This window comes from Neptuniibacter sp. QD34_54 (assembly GCF_047778055.1).
GTDB lineage: Bacteria > Pseudomonadota > Gammaproteobacteria > Pseudomonadales > Balneatricaceae > Neptuniibacter.
The window spans coordinates 1,263,105-1,279,829 of record NZ_CP180546.1; the positions used below are offsets into that span (position 1 = coordinate 1,263,105).

At 43.9% G+C, this 16,725-nt stretch carries 18 protein-coding genes; 2 read left to right on the top strand and 16 right to left on the bottom strand.

What is annotated here, in order from left to right:
* Nucleotides 1-297: 297 nt before the first annotated feature.
* The 3 genes from ACMXYP_RS05685 to queE all read right to left on the bottom strand — a co-directional run bounded on the left by ACMXYP_RS05685 (nucleotide 298) and on the right by queE (nucleotide 3,352).
* Nucleotides 298-915, bottom strand: a complete 618-nt coding sequence (locus ACMXYP_RS05685) for a YigZ family protein (protein WP_415884049.1) — start codon at nucleotides 913-915, stop codon at nucleotides 298-300.
* On the bottom strand, nucleotides 912-2,084 hold the full coding sequence (locus ACMXYP_RS05690; protein WP_415884050.1) for a cation diffusion facilitator family transporter: 1,173 nt from the start codon (nucleotides 2,082-2,084) through the stop codon (nucleotides 912-914). The genes ACMXYP_RS05685 and ACMXYP_RS05690 overlap by 4 nt, the downstream gene beginning before the upstream one ends.
* A gap of 635 nt (nucleotides 2,085-2,719) precedes the next feature.
* Entirely contained in the window at nucleotides 2,720-3,352 is a 633-nt protein-coding gene (gene queE / locus ACMXYP_RS05695) for a 7-carboxy-7-deazaguanine synthase (protein ID WP_415884051.1), read from the bottom strand.
* Between the two features lie 133 nt (nucleotides 3,353-3,485).
* On the opposite strand from queE, the gene ACMXYP_RS05700 reads away from it, so the two are divergent.
* Together ACMXYP_RS05700 and ACMXYP_RS05705 are read left to right on the top strand one after the other, a co-directional pair.
* Complete coding sequence (locus ACMXYP_RS05700; protein ID WP_415884052.1) at nucleotides 3,486-3,995, top strand: DUF3087 family protein; 510 nt, start codon at nucleotides 3,486-3,488, stop codon at nucleotides 3,993-3,995.
* Nucleotides 3,996-4,084: 89 nt separating this feature from the next.
* Nucleotides 4,085-4,726, top strand: a complete 642-nt coding sequence (locus ACMXYP_RS05705; RefSeq protein ID WP_415884053.1) for a rhodanese-like domain-containing protein — start codon at nucleotides 4,085-4,087, stop codon at nucleotides 4,724-4,726.
* A gap of 44 nt (nucleotides 4,727-4,770) precedes the next feature.
* Here ACMXYP_RS05705 and ACMXYP_RS05710 read toward each other — a convergent pair whose 3' ends face one another.
* The 13 genes from ACMXYP_RS05710 to ACMXYP_RS05770 form a co-directional block, all read right to left on the bottom strand.
* Nucleotides 4,771-5,217 (bottom strand): pseudoazurin, encoded by a 447-nt coding sequence (locus ACMXYP_RS05710; protein WP_415884054.1) that lies wholly within the window; start codon nucleotides 5,215-5,217, stop codon nucleotides 4,771-4,773.
* A gap of 130 nt (nucleotides 5,218-5,347) precedes the next feature.
* Nucleotides 5,348-5,827: a hypothetical protein gene (locus tag ACMXYP_RS05715; protein WP_415884055.1), complete on the bottom strand. Its 480-nt coding sequence runs from the start codon at nucleotides 5,825-5,827 to the stop codon at nucleotides 5,348-5,350.
* A 92-nt stretch (nucleotides 5,828-5,919) separates the two neighbouring features.
* Nucleotides 5,920-6,834, bottom strand: a complete 915-nt coding sequence (rdgC, locus tag ACMXYP_RS05720) for a recombination-associated protein RdgC (RefSeq protein WP_415884056.1) — start codon at nucleotides 6,832-6,834, stop codon at nucleotides 5,920-5,922.
* A 173-nt stretch (nucleotides 6,835-7,007) separates the two neighbouring features.
* The gene (locus ACMXYP_RS05725; RefSeq protein ID WP_415884057.1) at nucleotides 7,008-7,550 is read right to left on the bottom strand and encodes an adenine phosphoribosyltransferase; all 543 of its coding nucleotides are present in this window, start codon (nucleotides 7,548-7,550) and stop codon (nucleotides 7,008-7,010) included.
* A 163-nt stretch (nucleotides 7,551-7,713) separates the two neighbouring features.
* Nucleotides 7,714-8,508 (bottom strand): fumarate/nitrate reduction transcriptional regulator Fnr, encoded by a 795-nt coding sequence (gene fnr / locus ACMXYP_RS05730; RefSeq protein ID WP_415884058.1) that lies wholly within the window; start codon nucleotides 8,506-8,508, stop codon nucleotides 7,714-7,716.
* A 71-nt stretch (nucleotides 8,509-8,579) separates the two neighbouring features.
* A complete protein-coding gene (gene hemN, locus ACMXYP_RS05735) occupies nucleotides 8,580-9,968 on the bottom strand; it encodes an oxygen-independent coproporphyrinogen III oxidase (RefSeq protein ID WP_415884059.1) in 1,389 nt (462 codons plus the stop codon).
* Between the two features lie 45 nt (nucleotides 9,969-10,013).
* Nucleotides 10,014-10,679: a sulfite exporter TauE/SafE family protein gene (locus ACMXYP_RS05740; protein ID WP_415884060.1), complete on the bottom strand. Its 666-nt coding sequence runs from the start codon at nucleotides 10,677-10,679 to the stop codon at nucleotides 10,014-10,016.
* Nucleotides 10,672-10,866, bottom strand: coding sequence for a cbb3-type cytochrome oxidase assembly protein CcoS (ccoS, locus tag ACMXYP_RS05745; protein WP_415884061.1), 195 nt, complete (start codon nucleotides 10,864-10,866; stop codon nucleotides 10,672-10,674). Before ccoS ends, ACMXYP_RS05740 begins: the two co-directional genes overlap by 8 nt.
* 32 nt (nucleotides 10,867-10,898) lie before the next feature.
* The gene (locus ACMXYP_RS05750; RefSeq protein ID WP_415884062.1) at nucleotides 10,899-13,415 is read right to left on the bottom strand and encodes a heavy metal translocating P-type ATPase; all 2,517 of its coding nucleotides are present in this window, start codon (nucleotides 13,413-13,415) and stop codon (nucleotides 10,899-10,901) included.
* Nucleotides 13,412-13,936, bottom strand: a complete 525-nt coding sequence (locus ACMXYP_RS05755) for a FixH family protein (protein ID WP_415884063.1) — start codon at nucleotides 13,934-13,936, stop codon at nucleotides 13,412-13,414. Before ACMXYP_RS05755 ends, ACMXYP_RS05750 begins: the two co-directional genes overlap by 4 nt.
* Before the next feature lie 126 nt (nucleotides 13,937-14,062).
* Nucleotides 14,063-15,484: a cytochrome c oxidase accessory protein CcoG gene (ccoG, locus tag ACMXYP_RS05760; RefSeq protein ID WP_415884647.1), complete on the bottom strand. Its 1,422-nt coding sequence runs from the start codon at nucleotides 15,482-15,484 to the stop codon at nucleotides 14,063-14,065.
* Between the two features lie 152 nt (nucleotides 15,485-15,636).
* Complete coding sequence (gene ccoP, locus ACMXYP_RS05765) at nucleotides 15,637-16,530, bottom strand: cytochrome-c oxidase, cbb3-type subunit III (protein ID WP_415884064.1); 894 nt, start codon at nucleotides 16,528-16,530, stop codon at nucleotides 15,637-15,639.
* On the bottom strand, nucleotides 16,527-16,724 hold the full coding sequence (locus ACMXYP_RS05770) for a cbb3-type cytochrome oxidase subunit 3 (protein ID WP_415884065.1): 198 nt from the start codon (nucleotides 16,722-16,724) through the stop codon (nucleotides 16,527-16,529). Before ACMXYP_RS05770 ends, ccoP begins: the two co-directional genes overlap by 4 nt.
* Between the last annotated feature and the right edge of the window lies 1 nt (nucleotide 16,725).

A 16,725-nucleotide genomic window follows, 5' to 3' on the forward strand; every position in this document is an offset into this window, starting at 1 on the left:
AAGAAAAAATCCCTTACTGAGGCCTATATCCTTTGAAACTAGTATCGGCAGAGGTTATTAAATCTTCAAGAAATTCCGTAGCAAAATTTTAAATTTTTTTATTTGTTAATTGGTTGGGAATGCTTGTGTACTTTGGTGTTAAGTACTTAGTGGTTGATTATAAGATTGATGTTATTTACAAAGAAATAGGGCTACTATTTTACACGATTATTACTTATCTAATTGATAAATTAGGAGAAATTAGGAGAAATTAGGAGAAATTAGGAGAAATAAGGACATCTATTTTAATAACTGCGTTTACCAACGGGTTTTAGGGTCTTTGTAACGAGTTAGATGCTTAAGTGATGTCAGTTGTTGTTTAAGCTGGTCTAATGCTACCGCGCTGGCTTCACCTTGAATATGTAGCTCTTCACTCCATTGTCGATCAAGGATATTGATTTGATCTTGATTTAATAACAGCTCAATATCGCCTACAAGGTGATGGGGCAGATATAGGTCAAAAGGAAATAGAGGGATGCGTTCCTCTATTGGTAATACTTTGAGAGCTTCTTGTACTGCTTGGCTATATGCTCTAACAAGCCCACCTGCACCAAGCTTTATCCCGCCAAAATATCGTGTTACCACGACGGTAATTTCACATAGGTCACTGTGTTCTAGTACGTTTAGCATTGGTTTACCAGCCGTACCTTTAGGTTCGCCATCATCACTGCTGTTCCAGCACTGAAGGTAACTCCGGGTACCAGCGATATATGCCCAACAATTATGGTTCGCTTTAGGGTGTTGCTGTTGTATCTCGGCAATAAAGTTTCTAGCACTCTCTAGATCCGGTGTGTGAGCGACATGAGTAATAAAACGGCTGTGTTTAATCTCAATTTCATGGCTGAGGTAAGGCTGTTTAGGGTAAAACTCTGTCATTGCTTAATGCCGCCTGCTAGGTAAATAGTTCCAAGCCATGGAATGGGTGTTTGATTCAATACTGCTTTAAGTCCAGATATTAGTGTTTCTTCATCGTGGCCGTTTTGACGTAAAAGTTGGAGTTGCTCAAGGCTTAATAATATTTCTATATCAATATGGCGGCCATAATAATAAAGGGAGAGTTGATATGGCACTGCTTTTGGGAATATCGCTGAAAAATATTGATCGATAGATTGAGTTACGTCGCGCCTTGACGGTAGTTTCGTTTCTGGTGGTGCAATATCGAGATCTTCGTCATCATAGGTATCGATGTGGAAGATAATATGTCCAATCTCCTGATTGTTCTGTAGACGCTGACAGGCTTTGTTTCCGATATAGTGTCCTTCAGAGGCGCTGAGATGAGGCGCAACTTGAATATGAAGTTCCATGACATGCTTGTTGCCCATGGTACGGGTTTTAAAACTGTGGACATTTATAATGCCTTCTATTGATAGAATTTGTTCTTTGTAACGATCGATATCTTCTTTTGGAATGGATGTGCTAAGTAGTTGTTGTAGATTGCTCCAGCTTAAATCCCAACCGATCTTAGCGACCATAATCGCGACAATCAGTGCCGCGAGAGCATCTAACCAAATAAAACCAGCCATAGCACCAGCAACACCAATAAATACGACTATCGATGAGAGTGCGTCAGTTCGGCTATGCCATGCATTAGCAATCAAGAGAGCTGAATCGATCCGTTTACCTATCTGCAATGTATAACGATAGATCCACTCTTTGGCTGCTATGGATAGTGCTGCGATTACAAGAACTGGCCATTCGGGTAGTAGAAGTTCAGACGCTTGAATTAAATTTAATGTACTGTCGTAAGCCATTGCTCCTGCGACAGCAATGAGGATACTGCCAAGAATAACGGTACCTAATGCTTCAAAGTGCCCATGCCCCCATGGATGATCTTCATCAGGTCCTTTGGCCGATACTTTTAATATCAACACGACCATAACATCCGTAATTAAGTCAGATAGAGAATGAATACCGTCTGCGATTAAGGCGGCTGAATGAAAAAGAAACCCGAAAATAATTTTCAACAACCCTAGTACTGCGTTCACTGCAGCGCCGACCCAGGTCACTTTGTTTGCTGCTTTAATTTCCTGTTCTGTTCGTTGCATAACGTTGATCATAACTCGCTTGAGATCATCCTTGTAAAGCCTAGCAGGTTAGAGGTTAAAAAATATGCTCAATCTTGAACAAATTGATTTGATTCAGGCAATATTTTTTACATTGCCATTGATCTTGTTAAGTCCAAATTTGGTGCAATTGTCTTGTTTGAATTTCCCTTGATGGCTACCATTATTACTAGGCTGTAGCAGATGTTCCGTTTTATTCCAGAAAAATGTTGTTCACTGTGGGATACACAGCCGCACTATATGGGTGCAAAAAACAATATTAAAATTTAATATTCCTATGTTGACTTATGTAACATATTGAATTTTAAGGATTAAGTGTACGCTGGTTAAAAAATAATCAGTTTATTGGGTTGCCTTGATTTATGGGCGTTTCATGACGTTTTAAAGTCTTAATTCACAAAGTTATCCACAGCTAATGTGAGTAGCCTTTGTAAGGCCCTATATTTTAAGGGGGCCAGGTTTTTCCACACTTAAAGGCGTTATTTTATGCTGATAAAAATATGTAGACCTTAGTCTAAAAGTGTTGGGTTTGGAGTGAAGTGCATAGGATCGAATGGAGCTGGCCAATATTAAGAAGTAAGCTCTGACCAGCTGTGTAAAGGGCAGTGCTAGAAGGTTTAGTCGATGCCTAGCACTTTATGGTTCTGTAAGCTGAGTTTCCATTGGGGATGGGTTAAGCAATAGTCGATCACTTCTTTTGTGTAGATTGAACGTGCAGGGCCGTCCATCGGCTGTAGATAGAAGTGCGCGAAACTAAGTTGTTCGAACTGGTCCGGTTGCGCTAAAGGTTGCGGGTAAACCAATTTAAGCTCATCACCCTGGGTGATAATTACTTCGGCATCGGCTTTAGGGCTTACACAGATCCAATCGATATTATCGGGTAGTGGCTTCGTGCCATTGGTTTCGATGGCAACTTCAAAACCGTTCGTGTGGCATTCATCCACCAAGGTTTGGTCGAGTTGCAGCGCAGGTTCACCACCTGTGAAGATGATGTAAGGCTTTTCGCTGTTCCGCTCGGGCCAGAAGCTTTTGAGGAACTGGCAAAGTTCAACTGCGGTAGCGAACTTGCCACCGTTCTGCCCATCGGTACCAATAAAGTCAGTATCGCAAAAATCGCAGATAGCTTTTTCACGGTCTTGCTCGCGTCCTGACCAAAGATTACAGCCAGAAAAACGACAAAAAATTGATGCGCGTCCACTTTGCGCACCTTCACCTTGCAAGCTATAGAAAATCTCTTTTACGGAATACATCGGACTGTGGTAGAAAGGGCCTTTAAAATTGAGGCGATAAGTCTACACTGGCAGATTGTGACTGCAAGTTAAATCGGTTCATATTACGCCTGTGAGATAATTTGCAGGTTAACTAGTGTTATAGGGTACATTCGTGGAACTTAGAGAAATTGATAAAGTTGTTTATAAGCAAAAACAGCGCAAGGTAGGTATCGTTTTTAGTCTGATTTTTGCGGTGATTGGTTTAGGGTTGAGTGCCGTTTTACGTCATTACTACGGTAATGCTGAAGGCGAGAATATGATGGTCAATCTAACTGGTGTTTTAATCGGTTTAATTATCTCCATTATTATCTTCACCCAAGTAGCGAAAAAGCCGTATTTCGATGAGCTTCGTTACGGTTGGAATCTAAAAAAACAGGCGCTTAAGATTCAAAATCACCGTCATCGTTGGGAAGAACGCCTTAGAGGCGGTGATTCAACGGCAGCAATTGTTCTAGCTTTCTACCACAAGGCTACTCTACAGCTACAGAGCTTAGACGGTAATGAGTTTGGTTATAGCGATAGTAAAGAACGTGAAAATAAGTTTCTGGTTGAGTGTGAGAAGCTGTCCTTAGATGCAGATGCGTCTAAGTATTCGATCGATATGTTGTTGGAGATGAAATAACGCGCTGTTTATTTCCGTAATAAATTGATATTACTAAGGAGCCTAAGGCTCCTTTTTTGTATCTATTTTATAAGAGTTGAGGTTTTGCGATGCTTAGTCAATTTAAGCGGTCTATTGTGGTATGGATGGTTTTGTTGTTTTCGCCGCATCTCGCTGCTGAACAGAGTAGTAGGGTGATGATTACACCGGAACTATTTTCCTTTGTGGTTGAGCATGAAGGGGAGGCTGTTGAGATTAAGCGCAACCAAGAGCCGGATAATACTATCCATGAGCTGTATCTCATGACCTCTCGTGGCACACCACAGCCCATGTTTCCATTTGAACCTTATGAGGTGGAGACCATCGGGGAGAGAGAATTTATTGAGTATCTGCAGCAAGCGCAAACTGACAGCTCTATTTTAATTGTTGATACTCGGACTGAGGGCTGGCATTACCGATTAACGATACCGGGCAGCACCAATATTCCATACACGCTGTTAAAAGATCCTGAAACTCTTTCGGATGCGTTGGAAGAGTTAGGAGCAATCAACAAAGATGGCGTTTGGGATTTCAGTCAGGCAAAAACACTTGCTGCGTTTTGTAATGGTTATTGGTGTGGGCAGACCCCTACCTTTATATGGGAGTTGTTAGAGCTAGATTACCCTGAGGATAAGTTGAATTACTATCGAGGTGGCATGCAAGCTTGGACAAGCTTGGGGCTTACTACGGTAGGGGATTATTATTTGGAATAGTAGGGAGTTTTATTGTATCTCCCTACTATCTGAGAATAAGGCGTTTATTTAATTTGGTTTAGGTAGTTAGTTAAGCGATCCTTATTCATCACAAAAGTAGCGCTTAGCTCAGCCGCATTGGTTTTAACTTCTTCTAGGTTTGCTGGTTTACCTGCTACAACTACTCCCACCATCGCCATCATCGCGTGTGGGCGGCATTTGTATACGTACACACCTTCTTTATCGACGGTGAAAGAAACTTCTTTCATCATTTTCCCTTTCCAGCCTGTCGAACCTGCAGGGATTAGGTTGTTGATTGATTCAGAGTTGTGACCTGGATCTGTTGGTTGGAATGTAACGGTATCACCTACTTCTACATTTAAAATGGCGGGTTCAAAAACCATGGAACCATCAGGACCTGAGTTTTTCATCATGACTGTATGATCAGCAGCGTTAGCAAAATTGGCACATACAACTAGGGCTAGGCCCGCGCTTAGAGTTTTAATATTCATCGTTATGTCATTCCTTACTTTGATAATGCAAGTGATAATGATTATTAAATCACTTTTTGGTTCTAATAAATATCCTTATTTAGAAGTATATAAACGCTAAATTTATAGGGGCTTAATGATTAATAGGGGTTTAGTTTTGCGTACTAATATGGGAGCAAAGCTCGCCCGAGTCATGAGGGGGCTCTATTTCAGGCATCTTATCTAACTGATTGGCCCCATAGATTGCGATAAACAGAGGAGAAGTAATTACGAATAGTAGGAGGCCGGCCATTAACTGTCCTCTCATCCCTTTGCGAATAGGTGTTGGTTTAAATACTTTGTAACCCTGAGGTGGAAATTGCGCTTGTATTAATCCTTTGATTGCCATGGGGAGCATCGTAATGGCAAAGATCAGGAAGATCGAAATAGGCATTCCAATTAGTAAAAGGTGCCAAAGATAATCAGCTCCATTTAAGCCAAATAGGCTGTAACAGTGAGGCTGCTCTGCAAGGCGGGTGATAGATGGAAATAACCAAAGTTCGCCAACAGCTATGAGAATAGCGCCTAAGCACATAAACAGGATAATGAGCTTTATCTTTTCGCGCTTTGTGTATTCCGGTGCGTAATCCATCTAGTCTGCCCATATTGGCGATGAAGCTTAATCTATAACCTTACCACTAGTCGTGCAGAGTTATAAATTAAGCTTGTACAGTGAGCCGGTATTTAAGGGCGTTGTGCTTCGCCTCCAAAGGCTTCAATTAGAGCTGGGAATAGCTTGCTGAATTCTAGGCCCATTTGTACCATATCTGCATCGAATTGAGCGATCTCATCTTCAGCTGCTTCGTCGGCCATTTTCTCCTGTAGCTGTTCGCTCAGTTTCAAGCGTTTGATAGACAGATCTTCTTGCAGAGTAATCTTGAGTTGTTCGTCCCATTCTAGGGCTAATTTTACGACACGCTTGCCTGCTTCTAGGTGTGCAACAAACTCTTCATCTTCCAGTTGTTGGCCTTTAATTCGAATTACGCCGCCTTCTAGGACGTTATCTCGTAGCTCACATTCATCCAGTACTTCGAAGCCTTGTGGAATGCTGTCGTGTTGCTCCAACCAATGGGACATAACGGCAGAAGGCGATTGGTTTACGTCAGGCAGTGTGATTGGCAGACTGCCTAATGTGCCACGAAGGTGACTTAGTAGCTCTTCTGCGCGTTTATGGCTAGAAGCATCGACTGCAATCCAACCTGCAGCTGGATTGATCAGAGCGGCTGTTTGCTGGAATTTACTAAAGGCACGAGGCAATAGATCAAGAATAACTTCATCTTTAAGTTGGTCGCGTTCTTTCTTGTACACTTTGCGTGCTTGTTCTTGCTCGATTACCGCAACTTTTTCACCTACGGCCTCTTTAATGACAGCACCGGGAAGGATCTTTTCCTCTTTACGTGCAGCCACCATAAACATGCCGTGTACCTGATGTGCTTGAACATCATCTAATAAGTGACAAGGCGATACCCAGCCATAACGGCTAAGTTCTTGGCTTTTACATGGGTGAAAAGCGTGTTCAATTAGTTTTTCTTGTAGCTGCTCTTGAGTGTATTCAAACGCTTCAGTTAGGCGATAGAAAATTACATTTTTAAACCACATAGCAGCTCCAGAAAACGAAAAAATTGGCAGAGCATGGTAGGCAAGATTTGTACGCGATGGAAGAGAAAATCTGTATTTGGCAGAAATAAAAGAGAGGGAAAAAATTAGCTGGTGGATTGCTAGAGAGGTAAAACTGACGGCAGCGATCAGATTGGGCTGCCGTCAGACTGTAATTAGATACCCGCGTAAGCAAGTAGGGTATGTACAGGTACGCCTGCATCTTGGATCTTGCTAGAACCCTGAAGGTCTGGCAGATCAATTAGTGCAGCTGCTTCAGACACTTCTGCTCCAAGCTCTTTGATAAGGCTGCACGCTGCTAAGATAGTGCCGCCTGTAGCAATCAGGTCATCAAATACCAAAACTCGATCGCCTTTCTTCACTGCATCAGTCTGCATCTCTACAGCAGCCGTGCCATATTCAAGCTGATATTCCTGATGGATGGTTTCACCCGGAAGTTTGCCTTTTTTCCGGACGAGAACCAAAGGGATATTTAGGTGGTAAGACATGATAGAGCTGATTAAGAAGCCGCGGGCATCAATACTCGCAATGTGCGTGATGTCACTATCAATGTAGCGCTGGATAAAGGCATCAGAGATCATGCGAAGCGCTTTAGGATCTTTAAATAGTGGAGTGATATCGCGGAATTGAACGCCTGGCTCCGGCCAGTCTGGGATCGTACGAATTACGGATTTCACATAACATTCGTCATATGACATGAAGAACTCCTTAGAAACAGCAGGTTTTGACACAGCTCAATGTTTTATTGCGCAGCAAAAGCTTTAATAAATGCGTTGGGTTACACATTGAGATGGCTACTTAATTGTGCGACTAAATAAGCACCGGTTGCGTAAGCAATCGGTGCTTTTTTATTTGTAGGGGCTAACTGCAAGTACCTTTGCCACATTGAGCAGTTACAGGTTCTTCAGCGTCCTTAGCAGGACACTCGCCAGATAGTTCGTAAAGTTTATCCAGATCCTGGATATGAACCTCTTTACCTTCAACTTGTAATAGTTCGGACTTCTGGAAGCGGGTAAAAATACGGCTTACGGTTTCAACAGCAAGACCTAAATAGTTACCGATCTCGTTGCGCGACATCGATAAACGGAAACTTGTTTCAGAATAACCGCGTGCTTTAAATCGCATAGACAATTTTACAAGGAATGTTGCAACACGTTCTTCAGCATTCTTTTTCGATAAGAGAAGCATCATCTGTTGCTCTTCACGAATCTCTTTACTCATCGTACGAAGCAGTTGGCGGCGTAATTCAGGTAATTGGCCGGAAAGCTCGTCTAAGCGTTCGAAAGGAATTTCACAAACTGTTGTGGTTTCAAGGATCTTCGCGGATACAGGGTATTCGTTGTTATCAAAACCGCTCATACCAACCAGTTCACCCGGGAAGTAGAACCCCGTGATCTGCTCTTCTCCTTCATTTGTGATTGTGTAAGTTTTTACGGTGCCCACGCGGATGGCGTAAACACTCGCAAACTCTTCGCCTTGGTGGAAAAGGTGCTCGCCTTTTTTCAGTGGGCGGCTTTTGTCGATAATGTTGTCCAGGCGTTCCATCTCTGTCATATCCAGAGATACGGGCAGACATAAAGAGCTCAGACTACAAGTGTTGCAGCTTACCTGCTGTAGACTACGTAGTTTTCCGTCAGTTGCCTTGTTATCACTCATAGTGCGGTCCTGTCGTGGTTATATCGAATGGCTACCCACTGATTATGTAATATTTCCGTAAATACGGAAAGTTAAATAATCTTCGAGAAACGCTGTGAGCTCTGGTCTTTTGGTATATATGCGTCAAATGCCATACATATACGACGAATCAATAAGCGACCAGCAGGAGAGACCACAATCTCTTTATCATTCATGCTGATTAAGCCATCTTTAGTAAACGCTTCTAGTTCAGCAATAGAACTGGCGAAATAGTCATCGAAAGCAATATCAAATTTAGATTCAACCGCAGTTTTGTCCAGCTCAAAGTGGCAGATGAGTTGTGTGATAACGTGGCGACGGATGATGTCATCTTGTGTAAGACTGACGCCGCGCTTAATTGCATGAGCGTTACCATCAACGGCAGCACTGTAATACGGCATATCGTGCTCATTTTGATAATAAACAGAGCCGATTTGGCTGATTGATGAAACACCCATAGCGACAAGGTCGCACTCTGAGTGAGTTGTGTAGCCTTGGAAATTACGATGCAATTTACCGGTACGTTGAGCAATGGCTAGCTCGTCATCAGGCTTAGCGAAGTGGTCCATACCAATATAAACATAACCAGCATCAAGCAGCTTATTGATCGTAGATTCTAGAATCGCTAGCTTAGTCTCTGGACTTGGTAGCGTTTCTTCCTGGATATGACGTTGCGGACGGAAACGGTCTGGAAGGTGAGCGTAGTTGAATACTGAAAGACGATCAGGATTCATCTCGATGACAGTATCTAGGGTTGCGTTAAAACCTTCGAGCGTTTGGTAAGGAAGTCCGTAGATCAAATCTAGGTTTAGCGATCGGAAACCTAGTCTGCGTGCTTCTTCCAGAATTGCTGCTGTTTGTTCTACTGACTGAACACGGTTAACCGCTTCCTGAACTTTTGGATCGATATCCTGTAGACCTAGACTGATACGGTTAAAACCGATCTCACGTAGGACTTTGATTGTTTCTAGGCTTGCTTCACGAGGATCAATTTCGATGGAGTAATCACCGCTATCGTCATCAAGAAGGTTAAAGTTTTTGCGCATTTCAGCCATTAGCTCGACCATCTGCTCGTGGCTAATGAATGTCGGTGTACCGCCACCCCAATGTAGCTGAGTTACTTTGCGGTCATTACTGTACCACTTGGATAGCTGAGCCATTTCTTTATAAAGTGTATCAAGATAAGGCTGTGCTTTTTTGCGATTGCGCGTGATCACTTTATTACATGCGCAGTAGTAGCAAACATGTGCACAAAATGGGATGTGGACATACAGAGAAAGCGGATCATTGATGTCCGCAGAGTTTTGACCGGTTGCTACTAGATCACTAGGAGACAACTCTGGGTCAAACTGAACAGCAGTAGGGTAGGATGTATAACGAGGACCCGATAGGTCGTATCGTTTGATCAAGTCCAGATCCCATTTAATCAGATTGTTATCCACGTTTGTGTTCCTCTGTAATCAGTTTCTTGCGAAAAATGTGTTCAGTTATTGTTGGAATATTCCCAGCCATGGGATGCTGTATAAGCCCATTCCAATAATGATTGCGCCCGAAATATGTTGAGTCAGGCGTTTCTGTAGGATTTGTTTAACTTGTTGGGCCAGTACACCGGTTAACAGCATGGCAGGCAAAGTACCTACGCCAAATGCCGCCATCAATTGTGCGCTGGTCAGCCAGTCGGATGCTGCTGAAGCCCAAATTAACGTGCTATAAACCAAGCCGCATGGGAGCCAACCCCAAAGTCCACCTAGCATGATTGCTTGTCCGATATTTCTAACCGGTAGAAGCTTACTAGCAGCAGGACTTATCTGCTTCCACAGTACTCCGCCTGCGCTTTCTAGGTGGGTTAAACCTTTCCACCACTGGGCAATATAGAGACCCATGAATATCAGCATCAATCCGGCAAAGCTGCGAAGTACGAGTTGCAGTACAGGATCGGTTAACAACCAACTCAGGCTACCTAAAATTGCGCCTGCAGTTGCATAGCTAATAATACGCCCAGAGTTATAGCCGAGTAGAAGTAGGAAACCTTGACCTCCCTTAGGGGAGCTGAGGGAGACGGTGGCAGCTATGCCACCGCACATACCCAAACAATGCGTACCGCCAAGCAAACCTAATAAGAATGCTGTAGGTATGACAAGTGCTTCAGTCATTGCCTTTGTCAGTCGGTTTTACTTTAGCATCATCCGGAATCAGATCTTCGTCATCATCATAGAGAATGCTATGTGCAGGGCTGTCTAGATCGTCGTACTGGCCGTTGTTAACGTTCCAGAAAAAAGCCCAGATAGCAAAGCCAATTAACAAGATGGCAATGGGGATCAGCAGGAAAATTATATCCATTGAAACTACATAACCCTATTTTTCAAATGTGCTTATTCTACCTGATTTTGCATAACCGCGTCAGGCTTAGCCGACTGAGTACCCTGATCTCTGTCATGGGAATGGACAGAACCTCGGGTTAATTTGTTCAGGCGCATCGCATTACCGACTACGACCAATGAACTTGCCGACATACCGATCGCTGCCATATAGGGAGCAATGAAGCCAAAGGCAGCCAATGGTAAAGCGCTTAGGTTATAGCAAAGTGACCAAGCTAAGTTCTGTTTAATGATTCTTTGAGTCTTTCTCGCGAGCAAAATACCATCCGCTAGGCGTAATAAATCGTGGCTGATCAGTACGCCATCAGCATTGGTTTTAGCAAGGTCAGAAGCACCGCCCATAGCGATAGAAGTTTGTGCGCCTGCAAGTACAGGGATGTCGTTGATACCGTCACCCACCATAATTACATGAGCGCCTTCTTCTTGAAGCTTATTAACATGAGCAAGCTTCTCTGCAGGTGATACGCCAGAGATAGCGGTATCTATCCCTAATTGGCTTGCTACTTCCGCTACCGCTGAAGAGTTATCGCCCGTCAGCATCTGACAGTTAAGCCCCATCGAGTGAAGGATCTCAATCGTCTGTTTCGCTTCACGGCGAATCTGGTCATTCAGTCGGAACCAGGCTAGCGCTTGAGTCTCATTACACAGTAGTAGCCACTGCCCACTTGTTTCAGGTAGCGATGGCTGACTTTGCGTTAGGATCTCGCTCGCGTAATCAGGTTTACCGATACGGTACCTTTGATTATCGATCACACCTTCGATGCCTTGACCTAAAGTTGCTTTGATCTCGGTTGCTACTAGATCACCGTGCTGATCATGGAACGCTTGTGCAATTGGATGTTCACTGTGCTTCTCTAACGCAGCAGCAAACTTAGTACAGGCATCTTGATCATGGCCTGCTAGAGGAACTACTTCCTGAAGACTTAGATTACCCTCGGTGAGCGTACCTGTTTTGTCGAAAACAACATGAGTTGCAGTCGAAAGACTTTCCAGAACATGGCCTCGGGTGATTAATAAGCCGTTTTGACGCAGTGTGCCTGTGGCAGCCGTAAGTGCTGTCGGAGTGGCCAATGATAGGGCACAAGGACAAGTCACTACCAATACCGATAGGGTAATCCAGAATGCATGAGCAGGCTCAACGAAATACCAACCTGTCGCTACTACTGTTGCGGTGACTAAGACAGCCGCTACAAAGTAGCTAGCAACTTTATCGGCAATCTGAGCAACTTTAGGTTTATCTTCTTGAGCACGATCTAGCAGACGAACAATGGCTGATAGTTTGGTTTCGTCACCCACCTGAGTAATTTTAATCGTGATCGGGTTTTCAACGTTAATTGTGCCGCCAACAACCTTGCCATCGATATCTTTACGAATAGGTAGGTATTCACCCGTTAGCGCGGCTTCATCAACTGAGCTGCTACCGGCAATGATGATGCCATCAGCTGGAATCGTATGACCCGGTTTGACCAAAACAATATCGTCTAACTTCAGTTCTTGTGCAGGTACTAATTGCTCTTCACCATCGACTAATTTGATAGCACTAGCCGGTAGTAAGTTTAGGAGAGCGTTACCTGCTTTACCTGTTCTATGACGGGCCTGCATTTCAAGATAGCGGCCAATTAACAGGAAGAAAGTAAACATAGTAACGGAGTCGTAATAGACCTCGCCACTATTCGTGAAGGTAGCCCAAACACTGGCTAAATAAGCTCCCCCTATCGCGATGGAAACAGGGAAGTCCATGGTTAAGTGTCGAGTTTTAAGATCCCTTAGCGCAGCGATAAAGAAAGGTCGCGCAGAGTAAAGGATTACTGGAGTCGCAATCACTAAGCTAGCCCAGCGGATAAAGCTGACATACTTATCTTCCATGCCTTGTAGAGCACCGCCATAAAGCGCGATAGCAAACATCATTGTCTGCATCATGCCGATGCCGGCAACACCTAAGCGCCGAGTTGCACGTTTACGTTCCTGCTCTAAGAGCTGCTCTTCTTTGTCAGGGTGGTAAGGGTGTGCTTGATAACCAATTCGGTAAATCTCAGCCATGATTTTGCTGAGTTTTGCTTGGGATTTATCCCAAGTAATACGAGCGCGGTGGTTGGTCAGGTTGACCTTAGCTTTACTTACGCCCTCGATATTACTGATGTGGTGATCGAGTAACCATACGCAAGCTGCACAGGTAATACCTTCGATAACCAGTGTGGCTTCGGAGCTAGATTCATTAACTTTGACGAAATTACTTTGCACATTTTCGTCGTCGTAAAGCTCAAGCTCAAGAAGCAGTGTTTCCGGAAGGTCCTTAGTGTTAAGCTCCGGCGAGTAGGCTGCTTCAGTACGATGTTTGTAATAATTGTCCAAGCCACTATCTACAATAGTCTGTGCGACTGCTTGGCAGCCTGGACAACACATATCTCTACTTTCACCGTTAATTACAGCGCTGTAGTTACTACCCGGGGGGATAGTAAGGCCGCAGTGGTAACAGTCAGCAGACTTTACTGAGTTAATATTGCTGCTCATTGTTCGTGGGCAGGTTTAAACTCAATTGTATTCTGATCGTATGGTGGATGTGCCTCTGCACGGAGGTTCCAGTTGCGGGCTTCATCCTTCAGGATCAGATAACGCTTACCTTGTAGCAGGCTCTTTAAGCTGCCTGTATAGGCTTCAGTGCCAGGAACTTGCTTAAGCAGAATACTCTGATCGTATTGCTGGTGAGTAGGGTGAATGATACTGAGGTTAAGGAACTCTGGAAGGTAATCGCCTTTGCTCTTAAATTTCAGCATTAGGTCGCCAGTTGTATTATCGAGATTTAACTGTCCACTAACGCCAAGGTCGATCGCTTCTTGAGACTGACTTTTATCTACAAAATGGCCGCGGGCTACTTTGTAGTAGTCATCTTTTACCAAACCGTCATGTGTAACGATGGATAGGTAAAGGTAAAAAGTTCCGTAAAAAACTACGGCAATAATTGGTGATAAAATAAACCAAAGCCAAGGTTGTTTGTACCATGGGCCGGGGATGTTGTTGTCGCTGTCACTCATGTATCAATACCCAAAAAAAAACTGTCGTATCCAAAACTGGAACACCCAGTTTCAGACCGACAGCTATTCTACCTTATTTCTAAAAGAAGGGGCCTAGAATTTCTTCTTATCGACCCTTCTTTTGACCTAGCGCTTAGGTGCAGGACCAATAAAGCGGTTTTCCTCTTCAATTAGGATATCGGAATTGTCCGTTGCCATTACTTTGAAGGTGATATTGTTATTGGCTTTGCTTAGGTATTTTTTCTTGATATTCAATCTAATTGGTAAATCGATCAGTTCGCCAGCTTTAATAGTGACTTCTGACTTACCAATATATTCAAGGCCTTCAAGGCCAGTGACTGAAATAGTGTAGCTATGATCAACTTGCTCTTTATTGGCAAGTTTCAGTGTATATACGTTCTCGATGACGCCTGAAGTGACTTCGCTATATAGCTGTCCACGGTCTCGTAATATGTCAACTTCGAGCGGGATACGGCTGTAGACTGTGTAGGCAAAAACAACACACATAGCACATAGGACAACAAAGTAACCGATCAGTTTAGGACGCATAATATGCGTTTTATTGCCTTCGAGCTGATGTTCAGTTGTGTAGCGTACAAGGCCTTTTTCGTAACCGACGCGTTCCATAATGTCGTCGCAGGCATCAACGCAAGCGCCGCAGGCTACACACTCATACTGCAGACCGTCGCGGATATCGATGCCAACCGGGCAAACATAAACACAGTTATAGCAATCAATACAGTCGCCTAAGCCTTCGGCTTTATAGTCAGAGCCTTTTTTACGTTTGCCTCGGCTTTCGCCGCGTTTCTCGTCGTAAGAAATGATCAAAGTGTCTTGATCGAACATAACTGATTGGAAGCGAGCGTAAGGGCACATGTAGATACATACCTGCTCACGCAACCAGCCTGCATTGCCATAAGTTGCTACGGCAAGGAAGCCTAACCACCACATCTCCCAAGGGCCAAGTTCAAAACTAAAGATGCTTGGGATAAGCTCGCGAATCGGAGTGAAGTAACCAACAAACGCGATAGCGGAAATGATGGAGAAAGCGACCCATAGGAAGTGTTTTGCGCTTTTTCTAAGTAATTTTTCTTTGCTCCAGCCTTTAGATTTATCCAGCTTCATTCGCTTGTTGCGATCACCTTCGGTGAAGTTCTCTATCCAGATATAGATCCAAGTCCAAACGAATTGTGGGCAAGCGTAACCACACCATAATCGACCGGCAAACACGGTAAAGAAGAAGAGGGCAAAGGCAAGAATAATCAGTAGCCAAGACAGTAACATAAAGTCTTGTGGCCAGAAGGTGCTACCAAATACATGGAATTGTCTGTTGGGCAGGTCAAACAGAACGGCCTGTCTGCCATCCCATGTGATCCATGAGAAGCCAAAGAACATCAATAGCATGATAAAGCTAGAGGCTTGGCGTAAGGTTTTAAAGATACCTTTGTAGTTCTTTACATAAATATGCTCGCGTTTGGCATATAGGTCGTACTCTTGGGATTTTTTCTTGCTCTTGGGTGTGACATCTTGAACCGGGATCTGATTCATATCGTTGCTCACATACTCACCAGTGAAAGTTAAACTCATCAGAACTAATACGCTCACCATGTATTAGCAAAGTTGAATATTATAATAGATCCTCAAAAAAAAAGGCGACATGATCTACATCATATCGCCTTTATTTTAGTTCAACTATCTAATTACTTTTTAGATAGGCTGTAAACGTATGCAGTGATCAGGTGAATCTTCTCATCGCTTAGTAGGTCTTTATGAGCTGGCATTACACCATTACGACCAACGCGGATAGAGTGAGCCACTTTTTCGAAGCTACCACCGTACAACCAGATGTCATCAGTTAGGTTAGGTGCACCTAGGATAGGTAGACCTTTACCGTCAGTACCGTGACAAGCTGTACATAGTGCTTGGAATTGACCTTTACCGCGAGCTGCGCCTTCTGCATCAGCTTCTGCACCGCTTAGAGATAGTACGTAGTTAGTAACATCACGTACGCCTTCTTCGCCTAGTACAGCGCCCCAAGGTGGCATGCCGCCGTTACGACCGTTAGCAATAGATGTCTTGATAGTCTTCTCATCACCACCGTACAACCAATCGTTGTCCGTTAGGTTAGGGAAGCCGTGTGCACCTGTTGCTGCTGTGCCGTGACATAGAGAGCAGTTGTTCGCAAACATACGCTGACCCATTTTTAGGCCTAGTGCGTTGTCTGGGTGCTGTAGCTCTTCTGCAGACATAGCTGCGTATTTAGCAAAGATTGGCTTGTACGTCTCTTCGGCGTGAGCCATTTCTTCTTCCCATTGGCCAGTAGAAGTCCAGTTCAATAGACCTGGGAAACTACCTAAACCTGGGTAAAGAATAAGATAAACAATGCCGAAAACAACGGTGCCCATAAACATCTGGAACCACCATTTAGGCAGAGGGTTATCGTATTCAGCAATGCCATCAAATTCATGGCCTAATGTTTCTTCAGTTGTATCTTGGTGCGGCTGACTTTTGCGAGTAGCAATCAATAGCCAAGCACAACCAAGAATTACAGCTAGGGTAATCACTGCTACCCATGCGCTCCAAAAAGCACTCATTTTTCAATTCTCCCGTCACTGGCCTCTGTATTGTCCGGTTTCATCTCGTCTGCCTCATCAGGTTCGTTCAGAGGCATGTTGGCTGCATCGTCGTACTTGTCTTTATTTTTTGGGTTAAGCACCCAAACAAATAGCGCCAAGAACGTAATCAGCATGATTACCGGAATATAAGGGCCATAAACTTCGTAACTCACG